General features: G+C 62.4%; 1 protein-coding gene. It reads left to right on the top strand.

Features of this window, described 5'->3' with window-relative positions; genetic code table 11:
• Window positions 1–375: transposase (locus RHSP_RS07960; RefSeq protein WP_037150459.1), on the top strand; the 375-nt coding region annotated here is incomplete at both ends.

The following is a 375-nucleotide window of genomic DNA, read 5'->3' as shown; positions in this document are numbered from 1 at the left end:
GCGGCCGGCGTATTTTCCGCGAGCAGCTCGGTGACAGCGTGTTGGCTCGCTACGGGCGGCGCACGCAACGGCTTGAGACAATCGCCCACCATCTTGGTTTGGCACTCGGCGGCAGGCCGGCCGCGGCCTTTGCCAGTCGTTTGATGATGCCGGTGAGCAACGACACGCTGTTGCGGGTGGTTCGTCGGCGCAGTGCTGATCAGAACGATGAGCTCTCTGTTATTGGCATCGACGATTTTGCCTTCAGGCGCGGCCAGACCTACGGGACCATCATTTGCGATCTGGAGCGGCGGAGAGCTGTCACCCTGTTGCCGGATCGTGCGTTGGATACCTCTCGGGCATGGCTTGCCGGGCACCAGTCGATATCGATCGTCG

Source organism: Rhizobium freirei PRF 81 (assembly GCF_000359745.1).
Lineage (GTDB): Bacteria > Pseudomonadota > Alphaproteobacteria > Rhizobiales > Rhizobiaceae > Rhizobium > Rhizobium freirei.
This window is presented reverse-complemented; position numbering and strand designations above follow the sequence as displayed.